The 18228-nt window shown below is 61.8% G+C and carries 9 protein-coding genes; all 9 read right to left on the reverse strand.

What is annotated here, in order from left to right; translation table 11 throughout:
• Positions 1 to 6: 6 nt before the first annotated feature.
• A complete protein-coding gene (locus BUA36_RS06455; RefSeq protein ID WP_072782494.1) occupies positions 7 to 1098 on the reverse strand; it encodes an acyltransferase family protein in 1092 nt (363 codons plus the stop codon).
• Position 1099: 1 nt separating this feature from the next.
• On the reverse strand, positions 1100 to 2263 hold the full coding sequence (locus tag BUA36_RS06460) for a DUF5009 domain-containing protein (protein WP_072782497.1): 1164 nt from the start codon (positions 2261 to 2263) through the stop codon (positions 1100 to 1102).
• 176 nt (positions 2264 to 2439) lie between these two features.
• Positions 2440 to 5592, reverse strand: coding sequence for a ligand-binding sensor domain-containing protein (locus tag BUA36_RS06465; RefSeq protein ID WP_167544263.1), 3153 nt, complete (start codon positions 5590 to 5592; stop codon positions 2440 to 2442).
• Between the two features lie 10 nt (positions 5593 to 5602).
• On the reverse strand, positions 5603 to 6313 hold the full coding sequence (locus BUA36_RS06470) for a response regulator (protein WP_072782502.1): 711 nt from the start codon (positions 6311 to 6313) through the stop codon (positions 5603 to 5605).
• 352 nt (positions 6314 to 6665) lie between these two features.
• On the reverse strand, positions 6666 to 7598 hold the full coding sequence (locus BUA36_RS06475) for a DUF535 family protein (protein ID WP_072782506.1): 933 nt from the start codon (positions 7596 to 7598) through the stop codon (positions 6666 to 6668).
• A gap of 138 nt (positions 7599 to 7736) precedes the next feature.
• Positions 7737 to 8405, reverse strand: coding sequence for a substrate-binding periplasmic protein (locus BUA36_RS06480; protein ID WP_229255626.1), 669 nt, complete (start codon positions 8403 to 8405; stop codon positions 7737 to 7739).
• 151 nt (positions 8406 to 8556) lie between these two features.
• Positions 8557 to 9318, reverse strand: coding sequence for a thioesterase II family protein (locus tag BUA36_RS06485; RefSeq protein ID WP_084560029.1), 762 nt, complete (start codon positions 9316 to 9318; stop codon positions 8557 to 8559).
• 9 nt (positions 9319 to 9327) lie between these two features.
• Entirely contained in the window at positions 9328 to 10971 is a 1644-nt protein-coding gene (locus tag BUA36_RS06490; RefSeq protein ID WP_072782509.1) for a cyclic peptide export ABC transporter, read from the reverse strand.
• Positions 10968 to 18227 (reverse strand): non-ribosomal peptide synthetase, encoded by a 7260-nt coding sequence (locus tag BUA36_RS06495; RefSeq protein ID WP_072782513.1) that lies wholly within the window; start codon positions 18225 to 18227, stop codon positions 10968 to 10970. The genes BUA36_RS06490 and BUA36_RS06495 overlap by 4 nt, the downstream gene beginning before the upstream one ends.
• Between the last annotated feature and the right edge of the window lies 1 nt (position 18228).

Genomic DNA, 18228 nt, shown 5'->3' on the forward strand with positions numbered 1-18228 from the left:
GTCTCCTCAGAGTTTGATGTATATTTTTCGGCGGTCCATCACATAGGCCACCAGCCAGCATGCCAGCATGTACGCCACCGCGAACAACAGGGACGCGTTGTAAGGCGATGACCACGACAGGAACAGGGTTTGATACAGCCAGCGGTACAGCATGTCGCCGCCCACGTGCAGCCGTGCCAGCACAATCACCGCGACATCCGCCAGCACATAGATGAACAGCGTGTTTTTGCCGAAGACCTCGAAAAAGTATGTGCCAGACCGCAGCCCCGCCTTGTCGATAACAGCAGACAGCACCGCCAGGATGATCAGATCCCAGCCCACGGTGCAGACCACGAAGGAACTGGTCCACAGCTTTTTGTTCATCGGCAGCAGCGCGTCCCATCCGTACGCCAGCAACAGGCAGGCCGCTCCCGCCATCGCCAGCTGCGTCAGCGGGCGCTTTTGCCGGAGCCACACCGCCGCGCCATAACCCGCCAGCACGTTGACGATGGATGGCAAGGTGCTGAGTATTCCTTCCGGATCAAATGCGATGCCCTCGCCGTGATAAAGATGCGGTGCGCCCAGCAGCGCCAGATCGAGTTTGAGCACGGCGTTGCCACTGAGCGTGTAGTCACCGAAGGAAGCCAGCAGCCACCAGTATCCCGTCAACGCGATCACGCTGAATACGGCGGCCCCGCGCAAGCCGCTATAACGCACGATCAGCGCGGCAAACACGTAGCACAGGCCGATCCGCTGCAGCACGCCCATGACGCGGGTATGCGCGAACGGCGCCAGCGTGAAGTCCGGCGTAAAGAACGGGAACCAGTACAGCAGATAGCCGCACAAGAAAATCAGCGCACCGCGCTTGAGCACGCGCTTGAGGAAATACGCCTCGCTATGGGCCTCGAACTTCTTCATGCTCAAGCTCATGGCAGCGCCCACCACAAACAGGAAGGACGGGAAGACAAGGTCCGTCAGCGTGAACCCATGCCAGAGCGCGTGCTCCAGCGGCGCATAGCTGTTTTCACCGCCAGGGGTATTCACAATAATCATCAGCGCCAGCGTCAGGCCGCGGAAGACGTCCAGCGCCAGATAGCGCGGGGAAGCAGGATTCGACATCTCAGAGTTTCAGTTTAACGTTATAGACATTCAGGACAGCGACGACCGCCACGATCACTGAAGAAAACAGCAGCGCGAAAGCGATGGCAACACCGCCATGCATCAGCACCGGCCACCAGTGCAGATGCAGGTAGCGCATCAGCGTGGCCAGCACGATCGGCAGCAGATAAGTCACCAGGGGATTGGCCGCTGCAGGCTGCACCAGCGCAGTCCATTGCGTGAGGTGACGCATTGTGGTCAGCCAGTACAGCAGTACCAACAGGCCGCTGCACAGCGCCGCGCAATACAGCGCCCACGGCGGTGTCGCGCCGATCTTGGAGATGGGATAAACGTGATGCAGCAGGTACGCCGCCACGGACAGCAGCAAGGCCATTGCCAAACCTGCCGCTACCCGCCGCTTGCCATCGGCGCCACGTGCGCCATCAAACAACAGCAGCGCGCAGATGGCGCCGCACAACACAACGGAGGTATGCGTGGCGTGCATGGCGACGACTTCGTTGCCATCGAAAGCGTGGCTGGCCATGAACCACAGCACGCAGGTCACTGCCGCAAGAACCAGCACTGCCAGCCGTCCACGCCCGGCGAGATACACCAGGCTGGCGGCGAGGTACGCCCAGCCGATGCAGCCCAGAATGCCCCACCACGACGTCTGCATCCAGCCATCGCCGGCCGGACCACTGCGGTAGACCAGCGCCAGGAACACGATTGCCGCCACGCCAGACCAGCGCAGCAGGCGGTTGCTGCGCGTGCCCCATACCAGCAGCGCCGCGCCAAAAAAGCACAAGGCCCACAGCTCGATGGAGATACCCATTGCCGCCTGGTTGTAGCCCTCCTCCGTGTTGACCATGAACAGGCCGAAGACGATCAGGCCAAACGCCCTTGCCGCAACCTGGCGCAGGGTCTGGCCCATACTGCCCCCGATTGCCAGCCGGTGATTCAGGCTGAAAGGCACCGAGGTACCGACCACGAACAGAAACGCCGGGAACACGATGTCGGCCAGGCTCATGCCGTCAACACTGGCCGCCATGTGCTGGATGCCGTAAGGGACGCCGTCGGCGCCCGACAGGCAGTTCACGAACAGCATGACAACGAACGTCAGGCCGCGCAAGGCGTCGATGGCGACGATGCGCTGGCGCGGTAGAACAGGGAGTTTTTTTATTTGCATGCAGAGACACTAGCATGTGCCTGACGGGCCTCGCAACGGCACCCAGCTAACACGGCAAGTGATTGATTACATGGAAGAATCATTAAAAATGGAGGAATCGCGCTTACGCTTCTTTACAGAAGTGGTCTGCATCGCCGCAGAACCGGTGCCCCTGAACTCCGCCAGTTCACAAATCATTACGAATTGATGGCGCCCGGCAGCAGGATCGTGGCAAGCAAGCCACCTTCCGGATGGTTCTGCAGTACCAGCGTGCCCTGGTTTTCTTCGATGATGCTGCGGGCGATTCCCAGTCCCAGTCCCAGACCATCCGCATTTTTGGCACGTCCATGATCGAGCCGCATGTGCGGCTCAAACAGTTGCGCCAGCTGTTCCGGCGGCACGCCCGGCCCGTAATCTCGAATCTGGATATGCACCACACCGTCGTACTCCGAGGTAGAGATATCGGCGCGGCCGCCGTAGAACAGGGCATTGTCCAACAGGTTGCCGATGGCACGCTTGAGCGCCAGCGGCCTGGCGTGCACCACCAGTCCGGCCGGCGCAAAGCCGATCTTGTGTCCGGCCAGTTGCGCGCTGCGCAGCATGCGCCCGATCAGCGCGTCCAGCCTGACGGGCGTGGTGTTTTCATAGATGTCACTGTCCTTCACGGTTTGCAGCGCACCTTTTACCATCATGTCCAGATCATCCAGATCGTCATGAAACTCCCTGCGCACGGCGTCATTGTTCAGCAGCTCGGAGCGCAGCTTGAGGCGCGTGATCGGCGTGCGCAGATCGTGAGAGATCGAGAGGAACAGGCGTTCGCGGTCTTCCACATAGCGCTGCAGCTGGGTTTGCGCCTGCTCCAGCTCCTGCGTGCGGGTCCGCACCTGCACCTCCAGCTCGCGCCGCCGGCGCGCATGCATGCGTTCACGGGTGCGGTGGCCCAGCCACACCAGTATCAGCGCTGACAGGATGAACGCAAGCCGGAACCACCAGCGCTGCCAATATGGCGGCGCGATGTCAAACGCCAGTGGTGGCGAGGGCTGGCCCCAGACGCCATCCTTGTTTGCGGCCTGCACCTGGAACTCGTAGGCGCCGGGATCGAGATTGGTATAAGTGGCGACGCGCTTGCTGGCATCGCTCTCGATCCAGTCACGGTCATAGCCTTTAAGGCGGTAGCGGAACCGGTTACGCTGCGGATCGCTGTAGTGCAGCGCCGCGAATTCAAACGTCAGCGCCGCCGCATCATGCGCCAGGCGCATCGCAGCGCTGCCGACGTGCAGCGGCTTGCCGCCTGCCTCAACCGAGGTGACCACTGCGGGCGGTGGGTAGGGATTGTCGCGTATGCCCGCCGGGTGGAACACGGTCAGGCCATTGACGCCGCCAAAATACATGGTGCCATCGCGCTCGCGGTAGGCCGAGCCGGAAAAGTAATAGCCCTCTATCATGCCATCGCGGGCGGAATAATTCTTGAACGCGCCCGTTGCAGGCGCCATGCGCGAAATCCCGGTGGCAGTGCTGAGCCAGAGCGCACCATCATCGGCCTGCAGGATGGCGCCGATGGAGTCGTCGGCCAGCCCGTCGCGCGTGGTGTAGCGGCGGAAGCGTAGCGTGCCGCTAGCGTCGCGCACCATGCGGTTCAAGCCACCATTGGTACCGATCCACAGTGTGCCCTGACGGTCGAGAAAGAGCGACTGCACGCGGTCGCTGCTCAGGCTCGATGCATCCGCCGGGTCGTGATGGAAGCGGCGGAAACCACGGCCATCGGCGGTCAGCAGATTCAGGCCATTGTCCGTGGCGACCCAGATCGCACCGGTGGCGTCTTCCGCCGTCATGCGTACCCAGTCGTCACTAAGACTGGCCGGATCGCGCGCGTCATGGCGGAAGCTGCGGTCAGGCCCGCCCCCGCTGTCGATACGGTGCAAGCCTCCACGGCTGCCTATCCACAAGTTGCCGGCGCGGTCCCCCGTGATGTGGGTGATCGAACCGCTATTGGGATCGGGGCTGTCAAAGCTGTGTGCCGCATACGTGCCCCGCTCGGGATCAAAGCGCCCAAGTTCGGCGCTGCTGCCAACCCAGGTCACGCCACGCGCATCGCGGTACACCGACAGCACGATCTCCTTGTTGTGCATATGGCGCTCCAGCCGGGCGTCACCGCGCAGCCGGGTCACCTTGCCGGTCGCCGGGTCCAGCCGGTCGATACCGCCAATGCCCGCCAGTAGCAGCCCGCCTTTACCATCGCTGCACATGCCATAGATCCGGTTGTCGTGCAGCGTGCGCGGATCACCCGGGATGTGGAAGTAGCGGCTAAAGCCACCGCTGGCCAGGTCGGCGCGCCGCACACCAGCCGTCCAGGTGCCTACCCACAGCGTGCCGCTATGGTCCTGGAACAGGCTGGACACCTCATTGCTGGCGCTCTGGTGGGGATCGGCAGGGATCACGTCAAAGCGTTTGCGCGCCGCATCCCAGCGGTGCAGGCCATTGGTATTGGTGCCCAGCCACAGCGTGTTGTCGCGGTCCTGCACCAGCGCGGTCACCAGTCCTGGCGCCAGTCCATCGGCCGGGCCAAACAGATGGCGCGGCATGCCCGGCACGCCCAGCTGCCAGCTCACCAGGCCATCCATGGTGACCAGCCACAGGACCTGGTGCTGGTCGATGCGTAGCTGCTGCACCTCGTTGAGCGGTGCATTCGGCCTGGCCGGCGTATCGATGTGGAAGTGCTGGAACTGCGTCGCGCCGGCGGCAAGCCGGTCCAGGCCTTGCTTGAGGCCGACCCACAATCCGCCATCGGCATCCAGTGCCAGCGCGTTGACCCGGTCGTTGGCCAGGCTGCCAGGATCGGCTGGATCATGGCGCAGCACCTGATAACGTCCCGATTCAGGATCAAAGTGATGGACGCCATCGCTGGTACCCAGCCATAGCTGTCCATAACCATCGCTGATGATGGCCTGCACCTGCTGCCGGCCGCTCCGCCCCGGACCATCAGGGGCTACAGGGAAGCGGGTGAAATCGCCGGTGGCAGGATCAAAGCGCTGCAAGCCGCCACGGGTGCCGACCCATAGGCGGTTCTTTTTATCGACATGGAGCACCTGCACCCAGTTGTCGGCCAGGCTGCGCGGGTCGTTGGGAATGGTGCGGTAGACAGTGACGCGGTAGCCATCGTAGCGGCTCAAGCCATGCTGGCTGCCGAACCACATATAGCCCTGCTGGTCCTGCACAATCGCGGTGACGGTTTCCTGCGCCAGGCCGTCTTTGACGCTCAATTGCTCGAAGTTGAGGGTGTGCGGTATCGCGGCCGTTGCGAGGCAGTGCAGCAGCCACAGACAGCTGGCCAGCATGGCATGGCGAAGCATGGTGACCGGCTCACGCCGGCGACACAGCAACATCGGCCGAGAACACGTAGCCGGCGCCGCGCACCGTCTTGATCAGCGACGGCTGCTTGCCGTCGTCATTCAGGCGCAGCCGCAGCTTGCTGATCTGGACATCGAGCGAGCGGTCGAGTGGACCGGCATCACGGCCACGCGTCTGTTCGCATAACACGCTGCGGTCGAGAATCGCGCCAGGATGTTCAACGAAGTATTTCAGCAACTGATAATCAAGGCCGGTCAAGGGTACCAGCGCGCCTGCGCTGTCGGTCACCGTGCGCTCCAGCAGGTCCAGCGTGAAGCCGACAAAACGGTAATAGCGCGTGACGCTCTGATTGTCGATGCCGGCGCGGCGTAGCAGCGCCTTGATACGGGCCAGCAGCTCGCGCGGGTCGTAAGGCTTGGCGATGTAATCGTCCGCGCCCAGTTCCAGGCCGACGATACGGTCCGCCCCATCGGAAATCGCGGTCAGCATGATGACCGGCACATTGGAGCGGCGGCGCACCTCTTTGCACAGCACGAAGCCGTCGGTATCGGGCAGCATCACATCCAGGATCACCAGCGACAGCTGGTCGGCAAGACGTGAGAACTCGGATTGAAAGCTCAGGCCATTCTGCGCCAGCGTTACCTCGTACTGGTGTTTTTCCAGATAGGTCTTCAGCAGCACGCCCGCTTTCTCGTCATCCTCCGCAATCAATATCTTGCGCATACCGCTTCCTGTCCGATGAATTCTGTTCTTAATCGCGCCTTAGTATAACCATAAGAGCGTGGAAAGAAAAAGCCGGTGTCCGGCGGGACACCGGCCAAATAGGAAGCACCGTACCAAGGGGAGGAATCGGTGATTCCACTACTGAGCAGGCACGAGCTCATACCCACGGTCGGATTCTAGCACCGGCGGCACGGACTGCCGAAAAGGTGCTAAGCATATGATTTATATGGAAAATATCTATTCAGACCAAATATGCCATTACATTTCCTTACCGCGGCCGGCCCAGGCCTTGGGAACTGCCGCCATTGCCGCTACACGAGGCGCAATATCCACTACAGACGCCTTACAAAACTTAACAAAAATCTTCGTAGCGCACGCTACAAACCTGTCTGGCACTGCCCCGAGGCAGCGCTGCCAATACGCCGGCGGCAAACTGGCAGACGGTGTCATGGCGCCTGCGCGCTGCCGCGCGTTTACGTGAAGGCACGGTCAGCAGACAAGGTTCTTTCAGGCCCAAACATGGCAATTCGAAGTTGCCATCGGGGCGCGGCAAGGCACCGCAGGAGCGCCAGAAATCATCATAGTCCGCATGCACCTTGCCCTGCCGCTGCGCGCGCAGCAGAACGCGATTGCGGTTGCTCACCAGTTGCATATGCTGGCAACCTAGGTCGTGCCCCAGCACATTGAGCAGCTTGACCATCAGGTTCTTTGGTCGTAAGCCATGCAACTCGCTTGTCGCGGTACGCACCAGCGCCAAACCATGCTCGCCTTTCGGTCCCTGCATGCAGCCGACGCCCATCTGCACCGCAGCATCGGTGGGCAGGAAGGTAAAGGCGCAAGAATAGGCCAACTCATTGTTCCGCAACAGGCGCAACGCCAGCTCCCCTTCACGTTCCAGCGGCTCGACCGCGCATAGCTGCAGCTGATAAACCGCCCCGGATTTTCCTTCGACCGATGCCAGCAAGACCGGACCTCTCGCGGCCTTCAGCGTCAGTGCTCCCCAGCCTATCGCCTGGATAAAGGTGTAATGCCCGATGAGCACCCGCACCCGCTGCGAGCACGACATGGTGTTGCTCTGGTAAGGACGGTAGATCTTGCAGATCAGGCGCGGGCGGATCGTCGCCAGGTCGGCAAACAGTGCGTCTGAATTCAAAAACACCAGCCACTTGTCAGTGGCATAGGGATGCAAAAACGCTCTGAGATTTAATTTTACGCTTTCACGCAGCCATTTGAGGCCACGGAAATCATTCGCTCCGCAGCTCGGAGAAATCGTTGGCGCGTACATGGATAACAACTCCTACAGACACGGCGCTTGGCAGTAAGCGCCTTACCGTAAGAGTAGCGGCGATCCATGAACGGACTATGGGGCACACATGGAGATTTGATTGAGACACGAAAAATCTGTCGCCGGTTCCACCACCGGCTATTTCGGCGCCGTCCTGTAACGCGCCATCATCTGGTCGATGGCGCCACGCCGGTGCAGCGCGTCGATGGCGCGGTTCAGCTGCGCGAGCGTCAGCTTGCCGTCCGGTCTGATCGCGCAATAGGTGTTGAAGCTATTGATTTTGAGGCTCACGGCATTCAATTGCTGCCGCGACGGATGAACGTAACGCGCATAGTCGAAGTACAGTGAGTTTGTGACGATGTAATCGAAACGGTGCAGCACCAGCTTGGCCAGGTTGACCTCATCGCTCATGGCATCGTCACGCGTGTAATGCACGCCGATTTCCGCATCGATCTCGGGATAGCGGTAGCCGTGTATGGTGCCCAGCCGGGCATCACGCAGGTCCCTGAGCGTATTCGCGGGCGGCGTGTCCGTGCGTGAGGCAACGATCAGGTTATTGGTGAATATCGCCGAGGACCAGGCGTAGTTCTTCCCGTCCAGCCACTCCGGCTTGAGATCGCAGACGATATCCGCTTTACCGGTTTGCAGCATTTCTTCCACCCGCTTGCGGGGCACCAGCAGATAGCGCGGCGTGAGCTGCAAGGCTGCGGCCAACGCGTCGCCGAAATCCTTGAGCAGACCACCGCTCAAGGTATAGCCGGAAAAAGCCGTCATCGGCATGGCGCTCCCCGAGGAGATTGCAAACACCAGGTCCTGCGACCGGCATACGCCGGCACTCAGTAGCAGTAGAAACACTATCGATCGCATCATTTTCATCAGCGTATGATACCGCCCTTCGCAATCTCTACGCGCATCCATCTATATGACATGGCAATTCCGTTGCATTTCTTGTTACGCGTCAGCCAGGCACCTTTCCGGTCAAGGTATCTCGGACGACATCCAGCACGGCGGCGCGCGCGCCATGGATGAAGAAGTGGTCGCCCTCCAGCCATATCACGCGGCTCTCGGCACTGGTTTCCATCGACCACGCTGACGCCTGATCCAGCGTGACATGCGGATCGCCGCGCCCTGCCAGCACGGTCAGCGGCATATCCAGCAGCGGTGCGAGACGGTACCGGTAGCTGTCCACCAGGCCAAAGTCGGCCCGTATCATGGGCAGCAGCATCGCCATCAGTTCTGCGCTTTCAAGTACGGCAGCCGGCGTGCCGTTGTAGGATTTCAGTTCCGTCATCAGGTCCTCATCGGGCAGCAGATGCAGATTGCGGCCCGGCTTGCGCATGCCTGGCGCTGCACTGCCAGACACCATCAGATGACATGGTTGCGGCAGCAAGCGCAGCTTGCAGTAACGCGCCACTTCGAACGCCAGCAGCCCGCCCAGACTGTGGCCGAAGAACGCAAACGGCAGCCGCTCCTGCGCCGCGATAGCGTAGGCCAGTTCCTGCACCAGCCAGAAAAAATTGGACGCGGGCTTCTCGCTGAAGCGGCTGCCACGGCCCGGCAATTCAATCGCTACAACCTCAATCGCGGGATCGAGTTCACGCTGCCATCCGCCGTAGACAGCGGCACTGCCGCCGGCATAGGCAAAGCAGTACAGCCGCATGCGCGGCCTGGTAATCGCCGGCTGGCGTATAAACCAGCGCTGGATTTCAGGGATCGTCATGCCCAGTCCTTAAACAGCATGCAGCGATGTACGCTGCGGTGTGCTGATTTCACTCAGGTGGCCGTCCGCCAGCTTGATGATACGGTCAGCACAATCGAAATACGCGTCGTCGTGACTAATCACCAGTACTGTCTTGCCGCGCTCCTTCAGATCCGGCAGCAGCTCGGTGTAGAACACCCGCTTGAACGCCGGGTCCTGATCCGCCGCCCATTCGTCAAACAGATAAATGGGACGGTCCTCAAGATACGACGCCACCAGCGCCAGGCGCTTGCGCTGGCCCGTGGACAGGTTCACGGTCGTGAATTTTCCGTTCTCCACCCGCACCTTATGCCCCATCTGAAGCTGCTCGATGTAGCGCATGGCGCGCGCCGGCATGTCGGTGCCGTCGCAGTCCAGCAGCTGGTCGAACAGGTGGAAGTCCGCAAACACTGCGGAGAAATGGCTACGGTAGTGTTCCAGGTTGCCTTCCGTGACAGCGACGCCATTCAGCCTCACCGTCCCGGCTTCCGGCTGATACAGGCCAAGCAGCAGCATCGCCAGCGTCGTCTTGCCGCTGCCATTGCCCCCCACGATGAACACGGTCTCGCCTTGGGTGACGCTCAGATCCAGCGGCCCAAGCATGAAATGACTGTCGTCCTGCAGGCCCGGATAGCGATGGCAGACGCCATGCAATTCCAGCTGCAGGCCACCCTGCGCGCCGAACGGGTTGGTGGCGAGTGCCACGGCTGGCCGTGCATCCAGCTCGCCATTGAGCTGCATGATCTTGTTGAGGGCGACGGCAGCCTGCCGCACGGGCGGTAAAGCGCCCACCATCTCGGTCACAGGCTTGATCAGATAGAGCAGCGTCAGCGTGATGGCGGTCAGCGTTGCCGACTGCTGCGGCAACCATTGCGGCAGCACGAACAGCAGCATGCCGATCACCAGGTAGAACATCATCGCGCCAGCATTGGCTACCCAGGTATAGGTGCTCATGGCGCGGACAAAGGTGTCGCGGAATCCGCCGGCACTCCCCGCCAGCACGCGTCCGACAAACTGCTCGGCGCGAGTGCGATTGAGCTGCAATTCCTTGCTGCCCTCCACCAGGCTGCGGAAATGGCCATACAGCGCATCCATATGCTCGCGCATCCTGACCAGTTGGCGCAGCGGCCCACGCTCCGCGTAGTGGTAAACGGTCACGCACACCACCAGGCACACGGCAAACACCAGGAATACCTGCCAGGACAGCCAGGCCATATAGCCAAGACAAGCCACAATGACAACCACGTTACCAAATGCCAGTGGCAGAAACTGGAATGCCTGGATGAAGGTGTCGATGTCCTTGGTCAGGATGGCCAGCAAACCGTGCTTGCCCAGCTCCTGCAGGCGAGTCAGGGGTGTCGCCAACAGCTTTCGGCTCAACGCCACACGCAGCCGGAAGATGGCGTCCTGCGTCAGCCGCAGCAGAGCGATCTCCGAAATCGACTTGCATACCAGCGTCACCAGGCACAGGCCGAAAAAACTCCAGGCCAGTGCTGACGGGCTTTCCTTCCCGCTCACACCTTTGCTGATGACCGCCACCAGCGCTGCCCCGGCCACGCCACCAATCGAACCAGCGACCGTGGCGATTGTCAGCAAGCGGCGCGACTGCCGGTACAGATACGTGAGTAGATTCATGCCCGTCCTTCCAGCAGGCCATTCAGATGGTCCGCAATTGCCGACGCATTCGCGCCAAGAATAAAGTCGCCATGCCGTCCCGGCAGCGTAAAGGCCGCGCTGCGCTCGCGAGCATGCGTGTACGCGTGCCATGCCTTGACGTCCGCGCCCTCGTCCACCGTTCGGTCAGCCCAGAAGCTATACACCGGCGCCTGTAACATGGCAGGTTGGAAGCCGTTGGCCAGGCGGATATTGTCATTCATATCGCGGTGTTTATGCACCAGTAACGCTTGCAAAGCGCGGTCGAAGGACAGCCGGGCTTCCAGGTGTTCGGGCGCCTCACGCAGCAACGCGGCCAGCTGCGGTATGCCGATTTCACCTGCAAGCATGCGAATGCGCTGATACAGTGCCACGTTTTCATCACCCACACGCGCTTCCAGCGCATAAGTGCTATCGGCCAGCATATCGTCAAGATATTGCTCCAGCGTGAAGCCAGGGCGCACCACATCGCCACGGAATACGGTGTCAAACGGCGCGACCCAGGCCACCTGATGCCCCTGCTCTTCAAGCACGGCAGCGATACGCATGGCGAGCGTGCCGCCGAGAGACCATCCGGCCAGGCGATAGGGTCCGGCACAGGTGGCGGTGATATCGCGTGCATAGGCCGCCGCCACGGCATCCAGCGTGTAGGGCGTAATACTGACGCCAGCATGGAATGCGGACTGTATGCCATATACCGTGTAGTCCGCCGCCAGCGCCCCTGTCAGTTCGGCGTAGCAGAAAATGCTGCCATCCGCCGGGTGCACCACGAACAGCGGCGTGTGGCCGCCTGTACGCAGCGGCACCACGTGGCTTTCGGTCACGGTATCGGCGTCCAGGGCTGCGGCTAGCGTTGCAACGGTCGGCGTGGAAAACAGCTGCGCCACTGGCAAGCGGCGCCCCAGTTCACTGCCGATGGCCGCAATCAGCCGGACAGCAAGCAGTGAGTTGCCGCCGAGCGTGAAGAAGTTGTCATGCGCGCCCACGCGCTCCGTCCGCAGCAGGCGGCTCCAGAGCACGGCAAGACGCTGCTCGGTGGCAGTCGCTGGCGCGACGTAAGGCTGGTCTTCCGGCGCCGTATCGGGTGCGGGCAAGGCTGCCCGATTGACCTTGCCGTTCGGTGTCAGTGGCAATGCATCTAGCGCCACATAACGGGTCGGTCGCATATAGTCGGGGAGCTTGGCGCGTAAGTACTCGCGCAGAACGGCGGTATCGGGCAGGCCATCTTCTCCGACGACATACGCCACCAGTTGCTTCTCGCCGCTGTCGTCGGCGCGGATCACCACGATCGCCTCGCGTACCAGCTCATGCTGCCCCAGCACGGATTCAACATGCCCAAGCTCGATGCGGAAGCCGCGCAGCTTTACCTGCGTGTCGGCACGGCCCAGACACTCGACCATGCCATTCGGCAGATATCGTCCCAGGTCGCCAGTGCGGTACATGCGATCCGACGCTGCCTGTGAAAATGGATTCGGCAGGAAGCGTTGCGCCGTCAGCTCCGGATCGCTGCGGTAGCCCGCTGCCAGATGAGGGCTGCGCAAATATACCTCGCCATGCTCGCCAACACCGGCCTGCCGGCCCGCCGCGTTCAGCACCAGCAACTGCACATCGCGTACGCCACGGCCCAGGGGAATAATCTCGCGCAGCGATTCAGCTGGCGACTCCAGGCTAACATCGTAATAACTCACGGCGCGCTGCGTCTCCGTGGAGCCGTAGTAGTTGATGATACGTACTTTGGGCGCCAGTTGCTGCAAACGCCGGACATCGCGGCGCGTCAGCACGTCCCCCACCAGGAAAACATAGGCCAGGTCCGGCAAGGACAGCCCCGCCGGGGCCTCTGCCAGAATCTGCGCCATGGCCGGCGTCAGATGGGCAATGGTGGTGCGGCTTTCCTTCATCCACTCGGCCAATGCATGCGGCATGAAGCACTCCGGGTGCGGAATGTGCAGTGTGGCGCCTATGCACAACGTGGTAAAGATATCGCGCTGGAGCGGATCGTGCGCCAGGCCAGACAGCATGGCAAAGCGGGCACGCTCGCTGATATCAAAGGTGTCCTGTAGCCAAGGCAGGAAGTGCGTGAGCGGACCATGGCGTCCCTGTACCGCTTTGGGCTTGCCGGCGGAGCCGGAGGTGAAAGCGATCAGCGCGACATCGTCCTGCGTTAGCTCCTGGTGCCGGCGTGATCGCGCGCCGCAATTGCGCAAGCCTGCATGACTGTCGATGTCCCGCAAGTCCAGATATACCGGCATGAGCGCTACCAGCGCCTCCCGCTCGGGGCCAAGTGCGTCCTCCGCCACCTGTAGCCAGGCGCGCGGCGGCGCTGCTTCCAGGCAGGCCTGCAAATGACCTGGCGGATAAGCGGGATCGAGCATCATGAATGCGGCGCCAGTCTTGAGCACACCCATCACGGCCGCCACCAGTGTGGCATTGCGCGCGGTGCAGATGGCAACGATATCGCCAATGCCTACATCGCGCTCCTGCAGCCAACAGGCGATACGCTCACTTTGTTCATCCAGCTCGGCGTAGGTCCAACGCCGCTCATGCGATACCACGGCGGTTGCCAGCGGTGTGCTGCGGGCATGCCGCATAAACAGTTCGTGTACCGGGCCGCCCCAACCGCCATCCAGCGGCTGCGTCGGATCGGGCAGCACCAGCCGCGCTGCTGGCGTAAGCAGGCTATGCATCTCGACGAGATCATCCCGCGCGGCACACGCCTGCTCCAGCAGCTGGGCGTACTGGCGCAATGTCTCTTCCATGCGGGCCCCATCGAAGAGGCGGCTGTTGTAGACCAGGTTTAGGTGGACACCATGTTCCGTATCCTGCGCGTAAACTGTCATGTCAAACTTGGCCGTGTCATGGCCGCCATCGAGGCCGGATACTTCAAGCCCATCGAAATGGCCTTCGCCCGAGGGCAGGTTCAGCATATTGAAGTAGACCTGGAACAGCGGATTCCGGCTCAGGTCCCGGGGCAGCTTTAATGCATCGACAATCTGCTCGAACGGTACGTCGGCGTGGCTGTAGGCATCCAGCGCAGTCGCGCGCACGCGCCGCAGCAGCGTGCGGAAGCTCGGCTGGCCGGACAAATCGACGCGCAAAACCAGATTGCCGAGGAAGACACCGATGAGTCTTTCCAGTTCCTCACGATTGCGATTGGCTGACGGCGTACCGATCACGATGTCCGTCTCGCCGCTATAACGCGCCATCAGCAAGCCGAACCCGGACAGCAAGACCATGAACAGGCTGGCATCCTCGGCACGCGCCAGCTGCCGCAAACGGGTAGACAAGCCGGCATCCAGTTGCAACGCCGTGCTGGCGCCATCAAAACGCTGCACCGGTTCACGCGGGCGGTCCAGCGGTAGATTGAGCAGTTCCGGCGCGCCGGCCAGTTTGGTTTTCCAGTAGTTGAGCAATTCTTCCTGCGCAGGCAGGCCGCGCTGCCACACAGCGTAGTCCGTGTATTGCAAAGGCAGTGGGGCCAGTTCTACGGCGCGGTACAACTGCATCCACTCGTCGGCCAAAATGCCTATCGACCAGCCATCGGCGATGATGTGATGCAGATTCAATAGCAGGATGTGCTCTTCTTCTGCGACTTCCAGCAAGTCCGCGGCCAGCAACGGCCCCCGCTCAAGGTCGAACACGCGCGTGGCGTGTATCTGCGCGCGCTGCGCCACCTGGTCTGCGCTTACTGACTGGCAGTGCAGCGTGGCCGCCGATTCAGGATCGATCACGACTGCCGCTCCTTCCACCTCAGCCACAACACGTGCGCGCAAGATGGCATGGCGCTGCTGGAGCTTCAGAAACGCGCCCGCCAATGCCGGGACATCGAGCTTGCCGCGCAGGCGCAGGGCCAACGGCATGTTCAGTGCAGCGCCCTGTCCTTCCAGCTGCTGCAAGAACCACAGGCGCTCCTGCGTGAAGGAGAGCGGATAGCTGGTCGCCGGCGGTGCTGCGGGAATATGGGACCGCCCTTTTCTTTCTGCCGATGGCAGCCGGGTAGCCAGCTCACTAACCGTTGGGGCTTCAAACAGGGCCCGCAGCGGCAATTCAGCACCCAGACGCGCGCGCAACTGACTGGTCACCTGCGTCGCCAACAGCGAATGTCCGCCCAGTGCAAAAAAGTTGTCGTGACGGCCGATGCGCTCCACCTTCAGCACATCGCGCCAGATGGCAGCAAGTATCCGCTCGGCTTCCGTTGCCGGTGCTTCGTAGCTGCCGCTATCCGTTTCCGGCGCCGGTAGCGCCTTGTGATCCAGTTTGCCGTTCACCGTCAGCGGCAGCGTGGCGAGCCTTACATACTTCGCCGGGACCATATAGTCCGGCAGCACACGCTTCAAGGCGGCACGCAGCGTTTCTCCGTCCGGCACGGCCTCGCCAGCCACATACGCAATCAGCTGCAAGCCCGTTTCCTGCCGGGCGGCGGCGACGGCGGCTTCACGCACATCCGGAATTGCACGCAGTGCCGCCTCGATTTCGCCCGGTTCGATGCGGAAGCCACGCAGTTTGAGCTGGCTATCGATGCGGCCGAGGTAGCAGATACTGCCATCTGGTCGATAGCACGCCAGGTCGCCACTGCGGTACATGCGCGCGCCGGGCTGTCCCCATGGGTCGGGGATAAAGCGCTCCGCCGTCAGTGCCGGTTGTCCAAGATAGCCTCGCGCCAGTCCGGCGCCACCGATAAACAGTTCTCCAGTAACGCCAACAGGCACCGGGTTCAGACCCGCATCCAGCAAGCGGCAATACACATTGGGCAGCGGCTGTCCGATCGGCGGGGCGCCGTCTTCATGCTCGCCGCACTGGTGCAGCGTTGCGCACACCGTGGCTTCGGTCGGACCGTACGCGTTGATGAAACGGCGTCCGCTACGCCATTGCGCCGCCAGCGCCGCTGGACAAGCCTCGCCAGCCACTACCAGGGTTGATGGCATGAGCGCGCCGGCCGGCATCGACGCCAGCAAGGCTGGCGGCAGCGTGGCGACATCCACCTGCAGCGCGGCCAGCGTATTTTCGAGACGGTCCGGCAGCAAATCATCACGCGCTGCCAGCACCAGCGTGGCGCCCGTGCTCAATGCGACGAAAAACTCGGATGCGGAAGCATCAAAGTTGAACGAGGCGAATTGCAGCATGCGCAAGCCTGGCCGGGCTCCAAATGCGCGCGCCTGGCCGTGCACCAGATTACACAACGCGCCATGCTGCAGCATCACGCCTTTGGGGCGACCGGTGGAACCTGATGTATAAATGACGTAAGCCAGATGGGCGGCGCATGTCAGATTCTCTGGATTCGGCTGTTCTTCAACTGGATCGCCTTGCGAAGACAGCGCCATTATCCGTACAGCTGCGGGCAGACGATCAATCAAAGAAGGCTGTACCAGCACCAATTGGGGACGTGCATCCTCCAGCATATATGCCAGACGCTCCGCAGGATATGCAGGATCAAGTGGCAGGTACCCGGAGCCCGCCTTGAGGACTGCCAGCACCGCGACCACCATGTCCGGGGCACGTTCGGAGCAGATCCCAACCAGCATATCAGGCCCAACGCCTGCTTCACGCAAGCGCCAGGCAAGCGCATTGGCACGTGCATTCAGCTCCGCGTAACTCATTGCGCCGTCCCGCCAGGCCAGGGCCTGGGCCAGCGGCGTGCGCTTCACTTGCGCCTCGAACAGCGTGTGTATGGTTTGCGGCCCATCCCAGGGATGCGCTGGTGGATTGAAGTCCGCTAGCTGCGCCGCCTCTTCCGCCGTCAACCAAGGCAGATCGGCCACAGGTGCATCAGGGCGGTCAACGACTGCCGCCAGCAGCAGCCGCAGATGATCCGCCATGCGAACGATAGTGGCAGCGTCGAACAAGTCCGTGTTGTACTCAAAGCTGGCGCGCAACGCCGGTCCGTCGTCCTGTATGCCCAGCGTCAGGTCGAATTTGGACGTGGCGCTGTCAGCCACAATGGGATATAGCGCCAGTCCCGGAAGTTCGGCACCGTTCGCCGGCGTATTCTGCAAGGCCAGCGCGGCCTGGAATAAAGGCGTGTGACTGGTATGGCGTGCCGGCTGGAGCGCTTCTACAACCTGCTCAAACGGCACGTCCTGATTCGCCAGAGCCTCCAGTGTGTTTTTGCGCACGAGGCCAAGCAGCGTCTCGAAGCTTTCCTGCGGATCGATCTGGGTTCGTAACACCAGCGTGTTGACGAAAAATCCGATCAGATCCTCCAGTTCCGGACGCCCTCTTCCTGCAACCGGCGTGCCGATACAGATGTCCTGCTGCCCGCTATAACGTGACAATAGCAGCTGGAATCCGGCAGCAATCACCATGAACAAGGTGCTGCCTGTGCGACGCGCCAGTGCCTGCATACCGGCGGCGGGCAGTGTAAAGCGGTGCAGCGATCCATGCTGCGTTTGTACATTGGGGCGCGGCCGGTCCGTGGGAAGTGTCAGCAGCTCGGGAACACCTGCCAGCTGCTCCTTCCAGTATGCGAGCTGGCCCTGCAACCTCCCGTCCTCAAGCCAGGCTTGCTGACTATGGGCATAGTCCGCATACTGCATCGTCAATGGCGGCAGCGGTGATGGTTGGCCAGTCGAATACGCCGCATACAGATTGGCGATTTCACCCAGCAGCACCCCCATGGACCAGCCATCGGCCACGATATGGTGCACGGTCAGCAGCATCACGTGCGACTGTGGCGTTAAGCCCAGCAACCTGACACGAATCAATGGACCCGCCGCGAGATCAAACGGCGTTTGCGCCTCGCGCTGCGCCAGCTGTTCGATGCGCGCCTGCTGCTCGTCTGCTACCAGTGCAGACAAATCGACGAACTCCAGCGGCAGGCCACAGGCTGCGTCGATATGCTGCATTCTATCGACAAAGCGTGTCCGCAGCGATTCGTGGCGGCGCTGTACTTCGTCCAGCGTGCGCTGCATGGCCGCTACGTCAAGATGGCCCTCCAGCCTGAGCGCCGAATGAATATTGTAAAAGGCACTCCCAGGCTGAAGCTGGTCCAGAAACCAAAGGCGCCGCTGCGCCATCGACATGGCGCAGCGATCAGGGGCCGCCCAGGAAGTCCGGTCCGCGACGATGCTGACATCGCGGGACAGCATGGACACCAGCTCTGGCTTGTACGCGCGGATGGTCTGTACCAGATCTGCGGTGAGCAGGTCGGTGCGCCCTTCCAGCACGAGTTCTTCACCTTGCGCCAGCAAGGAAATGCCACGTGCCCGCAGGCTGTCCAGAAAAACGTTCAAGTCCATGGTCATG

The organism is Duganella sacchari, assembly GCF_900143065.1.
In the GTDB taxonomy this organism is placed as follows: Bacteria; Pseudomonadota; Gammaproteobacteria; order Burkholderiales; family Burkholderiaceae_D; genus Rugamonas; species Rugamonas sacchari.

What these genes read in the sequence shown, in the direction of transcription:
- BUA36_RS06455 (WP_072782494.1), bottom strand. Translation starts at nt 1,098, where the DNA reads ATGTCGAATCCTGCTTCCCCGCGCTATCTGGCGCTGGACGTCTTCCGC.
- BUA36_RS06460 (WP_072782497.1), bottom strand. Translation starts at nt 2,263, where the DNA reads ATGCAAATAAAAAAACTCCCTGTTCTACCGCGCCAGCGCATCGTCGCC.
- BUA36_RS06465 (WP_167544263.1), bottom strand. Translation starts at nt 5,592, where the DNA reads ATGCTTCGCCATGCCATGCTGGCCAGCTGTCTGTGGCTGCTGCACTGC.
- BUA36_RS06470 (WP_072782502.1), bottom strand. Translation starts at nt 6,313, where the DNA reads ATGCGCAAGATATTGATTGCGGAGGATGACGAGAAAGCGGGCGTGCTG.
- BUA36_RS06475 (WP_072782506.1), bottom strand. Translation starts at nt 7,598, where the DNA reads ATGTACGCGCCAACGATTTCTCCGAGCTGCGGAGCGAATGATTTCCGT.
- BUA36_RS06485 (WP_084560029.1), bottom strand. Translation starts at nt 9,318, where the DNA reads ATGACGATCCCTGAAATCCAGCGCTGGTTTATACGCCAGCCGGCGATT.
- BUA36_RS06490 (WP_072782509.1), bottom strand. Translation starts at nt 10,971, where the DNA reads ATGAATCTACTCACGTATCTGTACCGGCAGTCGCGCCGCTTGCTGACA.
- BUA36_RS06495 (WP_072782513.1), bottom strand. Translation starts at nt 18,227, where the DNA reads ATGACCATGGACTTGAACGTTTTTCTGGACAGCCTGCGGGCACGTGGC.